General features: G+C 74.8%; 1 pseudogene. It reads left to right on the top strand.

From position 1 onward, the window contains the following. Positions 1-58: 58 nt before the first annotated feature. Positions 59-345, top strand: a pseudogene (locus KN815_RS48585) (LpqB family beta-propeller domain-containing protein); the annotation flags it as partial.

Genomic DNA, 345 nt, shown 5'->3' with positions numbered 1-345 from the left:
GGCGGCCGGGCGCCGACCGCCCGGCCGACGACATCGAACGAAGGGGAGGGCCGCCCTCGTGGGCGATGACCATGCCGACCGTCGCCGCTTCCGCCGCCGTGGGCGCCGCCCGGACGGCCGGGCCCTGAGCACGCCGACGCTGCTGGCCTGTGGCGCCCTGTTGCTGTCCGGCTGTGCCTCGATGCCCGACAGCGGCGATGTGCGGCGGGTGGACTCCTCGCCGCGCTCCGACGTCGATTCGCAGGTCCGGGTGTACGGGGTGAGTCCGGGCAAGGGCGAGCAGCCCGCGGAGCTGGTCTCCGGCTTCCTGGAGGCCACGACGAGCGACGAGGAGAACTTCGGCAC

It is taken from the genome of Streptomyces niphimycinicus, assembly GCF_018883605.1.
GTDB classification, from domain to species: domain Bacteria; phylum Actinomycetota; class Actinomycetes; order Streptomycetales; family Streptomycetaceae; genus Streptomyces; species Streptomyces niphimycinicus.
The sequence above is the reverse complement of the archived record's forward strand: the minus strand, read 5'-3'. Positions and strand labels throughout refer to the sequence as shown.